Origin of the sequence: Paraferrimonas sedimenticola, from assembly GCF_002282855.1 — a bacterium.
Taxonomy (GTDB): domain Bacteria; phylum Pseudomonadota; class Gammaproteobacteria; order Enterobacterales; family Shewanellaceae; genus Paraferrimonas; species Paraferrimonas sedimenticola.
This window is the reverse complement of the sequence record NZ_NRIR01000001.1, coordinates 155494-169162: the sequence shown is the minus strand read 5'-3', so window position 1 is coordinate 169162 and position 13669 is coordinate 155494. Positions and strand designations below refer to the sequence as shown.

The 13669-nt window shown below is 50.9% G+C and carries 11 protein-coding genes and 1 pseudogene; 8 read left to right on the top strand and 4 right to left on the bottom strand.

The window, feature by feature from the left end:
• The first annotated feature begins 23 nt into the window (after positions 1-23).
• The 3 genes from accA (at position 24) to CLC93_RS00730 (ending at position 4638) form a co-directional block, all read left to right on the top strand.
• On the top strand, positions 24-977 hold the full coding sequence (gene accA, locus CLC93_RS00740) for an acetyl-CoA carboxylase carboxyl transferase subunit alpha (RefSeq protein WP_095504025.1): 954 nt from the start codon (positions 24-26) through the stop codon (positions 975-977).
• Positions 978-2333, top strand: a complete 1356-nt coding sequence (gene tilS, locus CLC93_RS00735) for a tRNA lysidine(34) synthetase TilS (protein WP_095504024.1) — start codon at positions 978-980, stop codon at positions 2331-2333.
• A gap of 355 nt (positions 2334-2688) precedes the next feature.
• Positions 2689-4638: a monovalent cation:proton antiporter family protein gene (locus CLC93_RS00730; protein WP_095504023.1), complete on the top strand. Its 1950-nt coding sequence runs from the start codon at positions 2689-2691 to the stop codon at positions 4636-4638.
• Between the two features lie 31 nt (positions 4639-4669).
• Here the strand turns inward: CLC93_RS00730 and CLC93_RS00725 are convergent, their stop codons facing one another.
• The 4 genes and pseudogenes from CLC93_RS00725 to CLC93_RS00715 form a co-directional block, all read right to left on the bottom strand.
• Positions 4670-5767, bottom strand: coding sequence for a patatin-like phospholipase family protein (locus CLC93_RS00725; protein ID WP_245837058.1), 1098 nt, complete (start codon positions 5765-5767; stop codon positions 4670-4672).
• Between the two features lie 420 nt (positions 5768-6187).
• On the bottom strand, positions 6188-6898 hold the full coding sequence (locus tag CLC93_RS00720) for a membrane lipoprotein lipid attachment site-containing protein (RefSeq protein ID WP_095504021.1): 711 nt from the start codon (positions 6896-6898) through the stop codon (positions 6188-6190).
• 347 nt (positions 6899-7245) lie between these two features.
• Positions 7246-7620: pseudogene (locus CLC93_RS17940) on the bottom strand (CC0125/CC1285 family lipoprotein); the annotation flags it as partial.
• A gap of 119 nt (positions 7621-7739) precedes the next feature.
• On the bottom strand, positions 7740-8582 hold the full coding sequence (locus tag CLC93_RS00715) for a hypothetical protein (RefSeq protein ID WP_095504020.1): 843 nt from the start codon (positions 8580-8582) through the stop codon (positions 7740-7742).
• A gap of 353 nt (positions 8583-8935) precedes the next feature.
• Here CLC93_RS00715 and CLC93_RS17670 point away from each other — a divergent pair, with 353 nt between their 5' ends.
• The 5 genes from CLC93_RS17670 to CLC93_RS00695 all read left to right on the top strand — a co-directional run bounded on the left by CLC93_RS17670 (position 8936) and on the right by CLC93_RS00695 (position 13564).
• Positions 8936-9085 (top strand): MmcQ/YjbR family DNA-binding protein, encoded by a 150-nt coding sequence (locus CLC93_RS17670; RefSeq protein WP_169902742.1) that lies wholly within the window; start codon positions 8936-8938, stop codon positions 9083-9085.
• 110 nt (positions 9086-9195) lie between these two features.
• Positions 9196-10197, top strand: a complete 1002-nt coding sequence (locus CLC93_RS00710) for an XdhC family protein (protein ID WP_095504019.1) — start codon at positions 9196-9198, stop codon at positions 10195-10197.
• Positions 10187-10825, top strand: a complete 639-nt coding sequence (locus tag CLC93_RS00705) for a nucleotidyltransferase family protein (protein ID WP_095504018.1) — start codon at positions 10187-10189, stop codon at positions 10823-10825. The genes CLC93_RS00710 and CLC93_RS00705 overlap by 11 nt, the downstream gene beginning before the upstream one ends.
• Positions 10806-11273, top strand: a complete 468-nt coding sequence (locus tag CLC93_RS00700; RefSeq protein ID WP_095504017.1) for a (2Fe-2S)-binding protein — start codon at positions 10806-10808, stop codon at positions 11271-11273. The genes CLC93_RS00705 and CLC93_RS00700 overlap by 20 nt, the downstream gene beginning before the upstream one ends.
• Positions 11270-13564, top strand: coding sequence for a xanthine dehydrogenase family protein molybdopterin-binding subunit (locus CLC93_RS00695; RefSeq protein WP_095504016.1), 2295 nt, complete (start codon positions 11270-11272; stop codon positions 13562-13564). Before CLC93_RS00700 ends, CLC93_RS00695 begins: the two co-directional genes overlap by 4 nt.
• Positions 13565-13669 lie beyond the last annotated feature (105 nt).

Here is a 13669-nt window from a genome sequence, read left to right as displayed (position 1 = left end):
GGCCCTCTACAATAGGCATTACAATGAGCTTAGATTTTCTAGAATTCGAACAACCAATTGCCGATTTGGTCGCCAAAATTAACGAACTAAAACAAGTGGCTGCCGCGAATCCCGATGTGGATCTGCAAGGCGAAATCGACAAAATGGAAGAAAAGCGTCAGTCGCTGACCAAAAAGATTTTCGACGACCTGCAATCTTGGCAGGTGTCTCAGTTGGCGCGTCACCCGCAGCGTCCGTACACCACTGACTACCTAAAACTGATGTTTGAAGAGTTCGACGAGATGTGCGGTGATCGCGCTTACGCCGACGATTACGCCATTATTGGTGGCACTGCGCGTCTGAACGGCCGCCCTGTAATGGTGATTGGCCACCAGAAAGGTCGCGACACCAAAGAGAAGATTAAGCGTAACTTCGGTATGCCGCGTCCAGAAGGTTATCGCAAAGCCCTGCGTCTGATGAAGATGGCCGAGCGCTTTAACATGCCTATCATCACTTTCATCGACACTCCGGGTGCCTACCCAGGCGTTGGCGCGGAAGAGCGTGGTCAAAGTGAAGCGATTGCCACCAACCTAAAAGAAATGGCCGGCCTTAAGGTACCTGTGATTTGTACCGTAGTGGGCGAGGGCGGTTCTGGTGGTGCACTGGCAATTGGTGTGGGCGATAGCGTCAACATGTTGCAGTACTCTACTTATTCGGTAATTTCACCTGAAGGTTGCGCCTCGATTTTGTGGAAGAGCGCTGACAAGGCCTCACAAGCGGCCGAAGCCATGGGCATTACAGCAGACCGTATTCTTGAGCTTGGCCTAATCGATAAAATTATCGAAGAGCCGTTTGGCGGAGCTCATCGGGACATGGAACAAATGGCCAAGTCGCTCAAGCAAACTCTGCTGGAGCAGTTGCAGCATCTAGACACCCTAGACAAAGATGCCTTACTTGAGCGTCGCTATGAGCGCTTGATGGGGTACGGTTACTGCTAAATGAGCAGCCCTAGCCTAGGCTACACAGCATTTGAAACGGCGTTGCAGCGAGAGCTGCAGCGCCGTTTTGGCGTTAACTGGCCTGAGCAATCTTTGAAACTGGTGTTGGGCTACTCGGGTGGGCTGGATTCCGAAGTGCTGGCGCACTTGCTGAGTCGCTTTGCGGTTAGTTGGCCGTCGTTAACTGTGTCCTTGGTGCATGTGCATCATGGATTGAGTGAAAACGCCGATGAGTGGGCGCAGCATTGTCAGACTCGAGCGGCCGAGTACGGTTTACCTATTGAAGTGCATAGGGTCAGTTTGCAAAAGCCCTCACGCACCAGCTTGGAAGCCATCGCGAGGGAAGCTCGTTATCAGGTGTTCTATGAGTGTTTAGCTGCTCCTGGTTTGTTGCTCACCGCCCATCACCTTGATGATCAGACCGAAACTCAGTTGTTGGCGCTGAAACGCGGGGGTCTTAAAGGCCTGTCTGGCGTCGCTCGCTCTCGAGAATTTGGCGATGACAGGTTTGTGTTTAGGCCCTTGTTGGATTGGACCCGCGAGCAAATTAGCGAATGTGCCAAGCGACATGGCTTGGTGAACATCGAAGATGAGAGCAATCAGGACACCCGCTTTGACCGAAACTTTCTGCGACAACGCGTATTGCCCGAGCTCAATCAACGCTGGCCGTCGTTTCGCGCCTCAGCGGCCCGCAGCGGCCAGTTGTTGGCCGAGCAGACTGAGGCCCTGAAAGTGCTGTTAGCAAGCGTGTGGCCGGACTATCAGGCGGATAATGGCGCCTTGGCTTTGAGTAAGTGGCGCGAGCAACCCGTCGTTTTGCGAAGCCAACTGCTGCGCTATTGGTTGGAGTTGCAGGGCAAAGCCATGCCAAGCGCGGCGCAAACGCAGCAGCTGCTTAGCCAGTTGGCTGAGGCCAAGGCGGATGCCAAGGTGATTGTTGAGCTGGATGGCTACAGCGTGCGTCGATTCGGCGATTGTGCGCATGTGGTTGAGCCGCCGATTATGCGGCCTATGGGCGCGATGCCAATCGAGTCTGATGGCTGGATTTTGAACGATGGACGCTTGCAATTGCGGCTGGTTTCACAAGGGGCTAGGTTACGTCGCGATATCGACATAACCAAGTTGGAGTTGGTGTTTGGCGCGCCTTCTAGCACTCGCTGCCACCCGCATTTTCGCGACCGTTCACGCAGTCTGAAAAAGCTCTGGCAAGAGCTGTCTGTGCCACCTTGGCAGCGCGACCAAGTGCCCTTGCTGTTTCTCGATGGCCAGCTGGTTTTGGCCATGGGCTACTGGGTCGATAAGTCCTGTTTAGCGCTCGATGAGCAAGCGGGTTGGCAACTTAGTTGGGCGGATTAGCCGCTTCTTTTCCTATACTTTCAGTTAATTCTGTGACGATTTAAATGGCCAACATCGATGGATTTGGGTTTGGTCGATGTCTTTGGCTGCGTTATCATATTGTTGCATTTTGACTGCCGACGCTTTCGTCATCTTTATTATTCCCGTCATCCTCAGTTTGACGTTTAACCGTCATCCCCAGCTTGACTGGGGATCCATCTGGTTGCGAGCTAGCCATTGGCTAGATTCCCGTTTCCACGGGAATGACAGCGGTTTTCCACGGGAATGACAGCGGTGTTCACGGCAATGACGCGAAGAGATGGCGGGAATGTCAGCGGTCGAAACTAAACCCAATAAATAACCCATAAGGCGCTATATGGAACATGGCTTTTTGATTCAGTTGCTCTTGATGTTGGTGGTGGCCATTGTGGCGATCGCCGTGTTTAAGCGACTGGGTCTGCCACCGATTCTTGCTTATCTGGCCACCGGGGTTATTGCCGGCCCAATGGGATTTCACTGGTTCACTCAACAACAAATGCACTCGGTAGCCGAGTTGGGCATAGTGCTTTTGATGTTCAGTCTAGGGCTGGAATTCTCCTGGCCCAGGCTATGGGCGATGCGCAAAACCGTATTTGGCGTGGGTTCGTTTCAGGTGGCGATAACTGCCGGTATTGCCAGTGCGCTGAGCTTATTCCTTGGCTTTGATGGCCCAGCGTCGGTGGTGATTGGCGGTGCGATTGCCCTGTCATCTACCGCAATTGTGCTGCAAATGCTCAACGACCAGGGTTGGCTCAACAAGCGTCACGGCGAGATGTCGGTGTCGATTCTGTTGTTCCAAGACATTGCGGTGGTGCCGCTACTGATTCTTATCCCACTACTTAGCCCCAACGCCGGTGACTTTGCGTTTGGACCTGCGATGGTTTCGGTGCTTCAAGGCAGCGCGGCGATGGTGATCATTCTGTTGGTGGGCAAGAAACTCTTGCCACTGCTGTTTGACGAAGTGGCCCGCGCTCGCACCAACGAACTGTTTGTTCTGTCAACCTTAGTGGTAGCAATTCTTACCGGCGTACTTACTCATTGGCTGGGTCTATCCATGGCACTCGGTGCCTTTGTAGCGGGTATGCTACTCGGTGAATCGCAGTACAAGGCGCAACTGGAAGCGGACATTCGACCGTTTCGCGACTTGCTGATGGGCTTGTTCTTTATGAGCATCGGTATGTTGCTCGACCTCTCGATTGTTTGGCAAAACCTAGGTTACATTTTGCTGGCTTTGGTTTTGGTGTTGCTGCTAAAAGCCCTGATTGTGCTGGCGCTGTTTAAGTTGGCCGGTGAGAGTTGGCAAGACTCCTTGAGCGCGGCTTTTTGTTTGGCGCAAGTGGGTGAGTTTAGCTTTGTGGTTATCGCATTAGCGGTTAAGGACGACCTGCTTAGCGATGAATTTAGTACCGCCTTGGTGGCGATTGCGGTGTTGTCGATGGCGCTGAGTCCCTGGTTGGTTCGAAACTCGGTTTGGTTGGCCAAGCAGATTCTGGGGAAAACTAACCGAAAGTACGACACCCACGACGATTTCGACCACGTGGCCTTGATGAACAAGCACGTGGTGATTTGTGGTTATGGCCGCGTAGGGCAGGTTATCGCCCGTTTCTTGCGCACCGAAGCGGTGGATTATGTAGCACTGGATCTCGACCCGATTCGAGTGCGAGAAACTCGTGCCGGTGGCGAGAAGGTCATTTACGGTGATGCCACCAAACGCGCCATGTTAAAGCGTGCCGGTATTCAACAAGCGCGAATGATGGTGGTGACCTTTACCGATAGCAAGGGCGTTGAAGACTTAATGGGACTGGCCCGCTCAATAGCGCCTGATCTGCACATCATGGTTCGCACTCGCGATGATGAGAATATGGACCTACTCAACGAGCGCGGTGCCGATCAGGTGGTACCGGAAACTCTAGAGGGCAGCCTGATGCTGGTGTCGCAAGTGCTGCATCAATGCGGCGTGCCCATTACGCGAATCCTCAAGCGCCTCGAGCGCGAGCGCCGCGCTCATTACCGTCATTTGCACGGTTTCTTCTCAGGGGATGCGATGGATTTGACCCTAGACCACATGCACGCGATTGCGATTACCTCAGGCTCAGAGGCGGTGGGTAAAACCCTGGCCGAACTCGAGCTAGAACGCTTTCGAGTGGAAGTGCGTGGCGTGCGTCGCGGCCGGCAAGAGCACGAAGACGTGGATAAAGAGTGGCAGTGCCAGATAGGCGACATTCTGCTTCTGGTGGGCAAGCCGCGCCGAGTGGAACGGGCGGAGAAGTTTGTTCACCTGGGTTAATTTGAAAGGCTAACCGATACGAACAGGCCGCTTAAGGGCGTTGGAAAAACGCTTTTAAGCGGCTTTTTTGTGCCAGCGCGTCGGCTTGGCCCAACTCAATCAGTTCCTGACAAAACTCAGCTTCAAACAGCATGTAGGAAATCAAACTCGAATTAGAGTCCTTACTGATCCCAAGCAGGCGCATTAACAACCTGACGCCCCACGGTAGTCGGTGAAAGTGCTTCAACGCCAACTCACCTAAATCCACACTCGGCTTAATGACTAGCGTATCAATCGGGCGCAACCCCTGAGTGGATAAGCCTTGGGGCAGTTGGTTGATGGTGTGATTGATGCGGTGCAATCGCTCTAAGTCGGAGTTGAGCGTGTCAGAGAAGATGGTATCCAACAGGTGACCGAGGATGTCGCCCATTCTCGGTGCACCATCGAATTTTGGTTTGTCCTTAGCGGCCTGACTGTCCAAGTTCACCACGATAATCTTACTGGCACCAAGGTGGATAGGGGCGCTTAGCGGCGAGACTTGGTGAATCGAACCATCGCCATGGTAGTGATCGCCAATCTTAATCGCAGGGAAAATCATGGGGATCGCGGTGCTGGCCATCAAATGGGCGTAGCGAAATTTGATGGCTTGGCCGTTGCGTCGCGCGCGCGTCCAATCTTTTGGCTCCCGTGCTTGATAGAAACTGTAAGCGTGGGAGTCGTTGTAGTTGGAGGTGTCGACGCACAAGGCTCGCAACGAGCCCCGTTCTAGGTTGTTTTCAACCCGGTTAAAGTCGATGACTTTTTCAAGTAATTCACGCAGTGGTTGATTATCGAACAGGCTTGACGGTGTGTGTTTTAGCGACTCGCTTTGGAACTTGCGCAACCACATTCGAAATAGGTGTTTGGCCAATCCAGACGCGCTGCAACGATAGATTTGGTGGGTGCGCATATTGCGCCAAATGTACTCAAGCTTGCGCACTCCCAAATGAAAACAGCTGGCATAACAGGCCAGTGACGAGGCGTTAATTGCGCCGGCCGAGGTACCGACCAGTACTTGAAAAGGCAGACCGTGATTGCGCGGGTACATTTGCGCCATGGCTTTCAGAACGCCGATTTGATACGCCGCTCGCGCACCGCCACCGCCCATCATCAAGGCTGTATTGGCCGAGGCCGGATTAATTTGTAAACGCGCTTTGTGATGCACCTTGTGCTGTTTGGCTGCTTCCATTGGCTTTCCTTAGCAGGCTTCTTTCACTCATGCCTTACTATCAACGGCTTTTTAACCATTGTGTCGCGGCTAAAGTAGCAAAATCAAGGGGCAAATATTGAACATAATGTGAACAGGAATGTGTTTAAAACAGTCTTTTTTTGTAGGATTTGTTGGTTGACGCAATATCGGCTTTGCTTCCAGTATGCGCTTGGAAGGTGGGTGATGCGCAGACGGCGGGATTTCCTCGAAGCAAAGCTAATTATGCTTGTGGTTTAGGGACTCAAATGGGTTTACACAGGAGAAGCGAATAAATGGGCAAGTCCGTGATTTAATTTGAGCCACCGGTAACCATCGGTATAGCTAGGTCTTGGATTCCTTATGAAACGATTGTCTCATTTGTTCTATGCGCTCTTTCCTAGCTTCTCTAGCCTGTTCTGGAGTATAGGGGGGCTTTGCAAGTCGTTTGTTTATTAGATCAATACGAAAGGCTTTCAGCACTCGATGCAACGCGCCTGTTTTGAATGCATTTACCAACCCTGACGGTCCGCTCGAAGCTCTCTCATCAAAAACGGAATAACTAGCTGTGTAAGTTTCTTCTCCGTCGTTGCTGTAAATTGATATTTCCAGTTGGTGGCGCTCGGTATCTGTGGAGGTAGTTGTACTGTGGTCGTTACAGATAACCCCGTTACCGTATTTGTTACACATTGTGGGACCACTGTTGTGCTGGTAGGAAGTGGTTTTCGAGCCGTTGGCACCAAGAATAATGACAGATACGGCTTCTTCCCCAAATTTAGCTCTTACGGCATTTTCTAGGATAGCACTATCGTCCTTACTAAAGGCTATTTGGGCAGGATAACTAACGTCATGGACTTTGTATCTTTCAAACACGTTGGTAAATTCTTCAATAACTTTCTTCGAAGCGTGCCTATCGTTTTGGTTGCCAGTGACAATCAAAGCTATGTTCTTCTCCAATGGCTCTTGCTTATGGACAAACGAGTCACCTGATATGTGTGTCGTGGTACAGCCAGACAATGCCAGCATTGCTACCAATGTGGTGATTAAGCGTTTCATACTACACCTTTGTAAATGTTGGTAAACAGATTTTAATGTGAGCATTTACGAGTGCTCAAGATTAACCTTGGTTATCGTGATTGCGCTCAATAATCCATTGTTTATGCTAGGAAAGTCAGAGAAGATTCAACCTTAGAGATACACTTTGTAAAGGAATAGTTATTCACCCCTCAATCTATGTATGGATACACGCTGCCGATTGTTGCGGTCGCTGGACAGCAAGAGATACAGAGCGCTGGCCTAGGGTCTATTGTTGACTACTTATAGCTAGCAAACAATAAAGCCATCCACGATGGATGGCTTCAGTCTGAGATTCTGGCGCTAATCTTTAATGCTACATTCAGCTTTCATGTTGCGAAAAAAATTTCTGCGTTGTAAGTCATAGTGTCAGCAGGTTTTTCTTCGAACATTACCACTACAATATTCGCAGTCTCGGTAATTATTCTGCTTACACTACCACCACTGTATGCAGTGTGGGAGATTGCATGTGCGTGGTTACCATACCCGTGGATATGGGGAGAGGTACTGGAAGATTGTGGTGTCGTTATAGTTTTCGTATCCACATCAGTTCCTTTTTCGGAAACCGCGAAATATTCGAATCCTTGCTCCAAAGTCAAATCTGCGCTTCGGAGCAAGGAAAGATCTTCTACTCGTTGTTTCAAGGTTATGAAGTTACCGGAATAACTAATACGCCATACATTGCTATCACGCTGAACTTCTTCAAAGCCTCCCCCAAATAAGCCCTTCTCACTTTAGGCAGTTGCACATTCTGTGAGGCCTGCGTTAGCCATGATCACCAACAACGTTAAAACTAAGTTTTTAATGTTGTTAGAGCTCTTGTTTATTGCTTTGTAACGCCGGAACGAATTGAGGCGCCTTCAAAATCCGTGTTGATAGTCGAAACAGAAGCTTGAGTCGCGCCTTGTAAAGCCCAAATATGAGTGGCAAAAACCGTTGAATCAGTACTGATGGTTTGTGAGGCAAAGAAAGTGCCATCTTTTGTAGTTTCGAAACCGCCTAAACCAGAGAATTTTTTGCTTAGCGAACCACAGCCCGAAGCGATGTATTCAATCTTGAACATGTTAATTTCGTCATACGGTTCAATGTTACCGGTGAAGGTGCAGCCGTTAGTATCAACGCCTGAGATAGTCGCATCTTCAAGCAACTCTACAAACGAATGGCTCTCGCTGTAGGTTCCCGCTCGACTCTTTAGATCAATCGTGGTGTCTGCGTTCGGTGAGCGAATGCCCATTAGATCGTAAGAGAGTGAAGAGTCTGGGAAAGTTTGCTTAGCTGTAAACTCGTTCGATGAGAATGTACCGCTTACCGAAGAAGAGTTCCACTCTCCGCATTCGCCTGCGTCACAGCTTATAACTCGTCCAGAAACCGATATCTGATTGGCCCCATTGTTGCTTCCGCTAAAGTCTCCCCAAAAGAGGCTTGCACCGTCAGTAGATGTGGTAAGAACACGTCCATCAGGAGCAACCATGATGCCTAAGGCGACGGTATAGCTACCCATCTTAGCCTCGCCTGCGTAGATACCACTTTGCGCGTTAGAAAAATTCTGAGTTGATTCTGGCTTGTAATCAGGCACATTCGTAGAGTTTTCTTTGTCGCTTCCACAAGCTGTTAAAAATAGAGCCAATGCCGATACACTCAGCAACACTTTTGTTTGTTTTAGCATAATCCTTCCTCTTAATGGTGAACTCATCCGTAACTCTACATTTGCAGCAATTTTTTAGTTACTGAATAGGAGTGGTGACATATTTTTTGTGAGACGCCGCAACTAAAGACTGTCTTAACCAGAATAAATCGATTGGGTTTTTACAAGCTGATGTCAAAAAGTGATGCTAATTACAACTTTTGTGACACTTTTATTACAGAGCGCGGTGTTTTTAGCTACTAAAGGGTGCGATTCACTCAGCTTTGCTTTCCAACGAGTGATTAATCCCCCTTGGAAGAGTTAAGTGCGACCTCAACCAGAGAGAAATAAATGGATAATGAGGCAACCGCTGGGATAAGCGCCATTGGATAACTTTGTATTTTGACGGTTCTATTCCAACTGGCGAAGTCGAGCGTTTGATTGACGATTCGTATTTGCTGGTTGTGGCCAAACTCAACAAAGTGCAGCGCCAAGCGGTGCTAGCTTTGTTGCCCGAAGCAAACCAAACACCTAGCGGCGGGTAATCCGTTGCAATTTGTCACAATTGATTGCCGCCAAATTCGCTGTTTAGCTTGGTTGGTATGATGAATATGCTAGGTTAAGAGTTTGATCATTTAATCAAGCGCTAAACTGCATGAGCCATCGTTTACAAGACTTGCTCACCCTCTGGACTGAGCTAAAAGACCAACATCAGTGGGTGCTGGCCAGCGTCATTGAGACCCAAGGTTCCTCCTACCGCAAACCCGGCGCCATGATGTTAATTAACGACATGGGACAGTACTTCGGGCTGGTTAGTGGCGGCTGTTTAGAGTCGGATGTAATGCGTCAGGCTCGACGTTGTTGGCAAGACGGTCAGGCTCGCGAAGTGGTGTACGACATGCGCGAGGAAGGCGATTTCGCTTGGGAGCTGGGCATTGGCTGTGGCGGTATGGTGCGCTTGTGGTTGCAGCCTATCAGTGCCAGCAACAACTACCTTGAGCTTGAGGAATTGTTGAAGGTGCTAAATCGTGGTGAGCCTCAGGGCTATCGAATCAAGCTAATTTCGCACCCCGTGTCCAATCAGTTACTCGCGACTTCAACTATTGCTTCAAAACGCTTAAGCGATGACGCTTTTGAGCAGGTGTTACAACCGCGTCCGCGGCTATGGATTTTAGGCGCTGGGGTGGATGCTATTCCGGTTATCCAAATGGCAGCTAATTTGGGATGGCAGGTGTTTATTAACGACCCTCGCGTCAGTCATGGCAGAGCTTCGGGCTTTGAGCAGGCCCATTGGCGTGGACAGTGCGCCATTGAAGCGCTAGCACAGGACTTTGAGTTTAATCGCGCGGATGCTGTGGTAGTGATGCATCACAATCTGCAAATGGACGCACAAGCCCTTGGGCTCTTGGTCAATCACAACGCCAAATTCGTTGGCCAATTGGGCCCCAAACACAGAACTCAGGAGCTGTTAGAACTGGCCGATATTCGCCTGAGCGACTTTACACAAGGTCTGTCTAACCCGATAGGATTGGACCTTGGCGGCGATCTTCCCGAAGCCATCGCGCTATCGATTGTGGCTGAGATTCAGGCCGTGTTGGAAGGCAAAATCGCGATTGAGCCTGCCAAACGTAGGCCGGAGTTAAGCCGTGCGGTGTGAGTGTTTTGTTCTCGCGGCAGGTAAAAGCTCGCGCTTTGGGGATGTGAAGTCCTTGGCACTGACCGCCAAGGGCGATGCCTTATTGGCTGAGGTGGCCACTACCCTCTCGAACTCACCCTTTGGTAAGCCGACTTTGGTATTGGCTCAGCCCCACATTAGTCACATCTCCAAAGCTCTTAGTGATGCTTTTACCACGCTGGATATTAGTGAGGGACTTTCGCCGGAAGCTGGGCTTGGTGACTCTATTGCGGCGACGGTTGCCTCGGTGAGAACCGACACCACTCACGCGCTCTTGGTACTTGGCGATCAAATAGGGCTCACTAACGATGACTACCGTGGATTGTGGCACGCGTTTAACGCCTCACCGGAAAAGATTCATTGCGCCATAAGCGATGCTGGCTTATCGCCGCCGGTGATATTTCCCAGAGCCTATTTTGACCAGCTTAGGCAGCTTAGTGGCGAACGTGGCGCCAAAGCGCTACTCAACCAACTCCCCGAAGCTGTACAGCCATTTGCAATGGCCAGTGCAGCTATTGATATCGACACGCCAGCTCAGCTAGCTCGCTGGAATCAACAACATTCTGTTAGTCAAAAGGAAGGCGTTAGCCATGATCAGCTTAATCATTAACCAAAAGCAGGTGACTTTGGAGGCGTCAGAAGACACTCCATTGCTGTATGCCTTACGCGACGAACTCAAACTTACGGGTACCAAGTTCGGCTGTGGCGCCGGTCAGTGCGGTGCCTGCACGGTTCATGTGGACGGCCAGCCGGTGCGCTCTTGCGTGACGCCACTAGCGTTTGCCAAAGACAAAGCCATCACCACCATTGAGGGGATCAGCGCCAACGCCGACCATGCGGTGCAAATCGCTTGGCGCGAATACAAGGTGCCTCAGTGTGGTTACTGCCAGTCGGGACAAATGATGAGCGCGGTGGCTTTACTGGCTGACAATCCCAACCCAAGCGACGAGCAAATAAACAAAGCCATGAAGGGCAATATTTGTCGCTGTGGTACCTATCATCGCATCAAGCAGGCGATTGCCCGTGCCGGTGAGCTAATCAGGGAGGAGAAAGCATGAGCTTATATCCCAACACAGCAACTAAAGTTGCTAGCGTGATTGCTCAAGTGAGCCGTCGCAGTTTTCTAAAAGGCATGGGGCTTGGTGGTAGTGCGCTGGTTCTCGGCGGCTACCTGCCAGGCTTTGCCTCACTGAGTGCCAACGCCAAAGACAATGCACTGCGTCAGCTGAATGTATTTGTCAGTATCGCCCCCTCAGGTCAAACCCAAATTGTGTGTCATCGTGCCGAAATGGGGCAGGGCATTCACACCTCAGTGCCACAAATTATTGCCGATGAACTCGAAGCCGATTGGTCGCAAGTGGTGATGTTGCAAGGCAAAGCGGACAAGAGCTATGGCAGTCAGGGCACAACCGGCTCAAGCTCGATTCGTCGTCACTTTGAAGAGTTGCGTCGTCTAGGCGCCGCCGCCAAACACATGCTGATGCAAGCCGCGTCCGAGCGTCTGGGCGTGCCGATGATCGAGTTACGCGCTAACAACCATAAAGTCATCGCCAAAGATGGGCGTGAGTTGGGCTATGGCGAGCTGGCGGTGGCGGCCTCTGAATTGGAGGCGCCCAAGGCAGAGACCTTAACGCTCAAAGCACAAAAGGACTTCAGTCTGATAGGTAAAGAGGTCAAGTTATTCGATTTGGATGACATCGTTGCTGGTAGTGCGGTCTACGCGCAAGACATCATGTTGGACAACATGCTGGTGGCCAGTATTGTTCGTCCACCTGTGGTGGGTGGTAAGCCTAAATCCGTTGATGACAGCGAGGCTATGAAAGTGGCTGGTGTCAAAGCCGTGGTGACCCTTAAATCCCGAGGGTATCCGGTTTCTACTCGTCCGCTTGGCGGTGTGGCCGTGCTGGCGACCAACACCTGGGCCGCGCTGAAAGGGCGTCAGGCGCTCAAAGTAGAGTGGGACGATGGTGATAACGCGGTTCACAACACGCAAAGCTACATGGACGAACTCAAGTCTAAGGTGAATCAAAAGGGCATCGAAATTCGCGCCAAGGGTGATGTCTACCAGCACAGTTATGATAAGGCGCGCACGGTTGAGGCTACCTATTCTGTGCCTTATCTGAACCACACCCCGATGGAGACCCCAGCAGCCACCGCTTGGGTACAGGGTGAAGGTGCTGATAAGCGTGTGCAGGTTTGGGCTGGGACTCAAAACCCTCAATGGGCCCAGAGTCAGGTGATGGCCGAGCTGGGTATCGATAAAGAAAGTCCCGAGCGTGCAGAGATTAATTTAACTCTGATGGGTGGTGCCTTTGGGCGAAAATCCAAGGCCGACTTTATTCTTGAAGCGGTGGAGTTGTCAGACAAGGTCAAACAGCCGGTCAAAGTGGTTTGGAGCCGCGAAGATGACATTCAACACGGTTTTTATCACTCGATTTCTGCAAATTACCTCAAGGCCGAATTGACCGAGAAGGGCACTGCCGATCACTGGATTCAACGAGTGGCGTACCCACCGATTGGTTGGATTTTCGATACCAAGCGTGACATGCCCAATCACGGTGATTTGTCGGTGGGCTTTGGCGACACTCCGTTTGCGCTGAACAATTTGAGCTTTGAAACGCAAAAAGTATCAAGCCACATGCGTACCGGGTGGGTGCGTTCGGTGGCCTGTATTAACAACGGTTTTGCGCTGGGCAGCTTTGTGGATGAAATGGCAGTTAAAGCTGGTATCTCTACCCGTCAAATGTGGCTGAACTTGTTGGGGCCCGATCGTTTGGTCGATCCTCGCCCAGAGGGCTTTGAATACAGCAACTACGGTATGTCATGGGAAACCAATCCAATTGATATTAAGCGCATGAAGGACTTGATTAACTGGATTGCGGATTTAGCCAAAATCGAGGAAGAGCTACCGGACAATCAGGGCTGGGGCTTGAGCTTCTTGCGCAGCTTTGGTTCCTACGTGGCGGCGGCTACCAAGGTGGAAGTCATAGACAACAAGGTCAAGGTGCTTGAAATGCACACTGCGGTAGACATTGGCGTGGCGGTGACGCCGGATCGAGTGAAGTCGCAGATGGAAGGTGCCATGGTGTTTGGTTTGTCGATAGCGCTAATGGGTGAAATTAGTGTGGTCGGTGGCAAAGTCGAGCAGTCGAATTTCCACGATGCACCGGTGACTCGCATGGACCAGGTACCGCCAATGTACGTTCACATCATGGAGTCCAATGAGGCCCCCGGTGGTGTGGGCGAGCCTGGGGTACCGCCGATTATTCCAAGTATCACTAACGCGATTTATCACGCCAGTGGGGTGCGCGTTAGGGACTTGCCGGTGAATAAAGTGATGAAGGTCTAATTCGTGAGCTCGTCATTCCCGTGGAAACGGGAATCTAGCCAGTTGCTGATTAGCGGTTGGGTGGATTCCCAATCGAGTTGGGAATGACAAGCACGCACAAAAAAG

Excerpts from the sequence above, each read along its gene's own strand:
- accA (WP_095504025.1), top strand. The coding sequence starts at position 24 with ATGAGCTTAGATTTTCTAGAATTCGAACAACCAATTGCCGATTTGGTC.
- tilS (WP_095504024.1), top strand. The coding sequence starts at position 978 with ATGAGCAGCCCTAGCCTAGGCTACACAGCATTTGAAACGGCGTTGCAG.
- CLC93_RS00730 (WP_095504023.1), top strand. The coding sequence starts at position 2,689 with ATGGAACATGGCTTTTTGATTCAGTTGCTCTTGATGTTGGTGGTGGCC.
- CLC93_RS00725 (WP_245837058.1), bottom strand. The coding sequence starts at position 5,767 with ATGATGGGCGGTGGCGGTGCGCGAGCGGCGTATCAAATCGGCGTTCTG.
- CLC93_RS00720 (WP_095504021.1), bottom strand. The coding sequence starts at position 6,898 with ATGAAACGCTTAATCACCACATTGGTAGCAATGCTGGCATTGTCTGGC.
- CLC93_RS00715 (WP_095504020.1), bottom strand. The coding sequence starts at position 8,582 with ATGCTAAAACAAACAAAAGTGTTGCTGAGTGTATCGGCATTGGCTCTA.
- CLC93_RS00710 (WP_095504019.1), top strand. The coding sequence starts at position 9,196 with ATGAGCCATCGTTTACAAGACTTGCTCACCCTCTGGACTGAGCTAAAA.
- CLC93_RS00700 (WP_095504017.1), top strand. The coding sequence starts at position 10,806 with ATGATCAGCTTAATCATTAACCAAAAGCAGGTGACTTTGGAGGCGTCA.
- CLC93_RS00695 (WP_095504016.1), top strand. The coding sequence starts at position 11,270 with ATGAGCTTATATCCCAACACAGCAACTAAAGTTGCTAGCGTGATTGCT.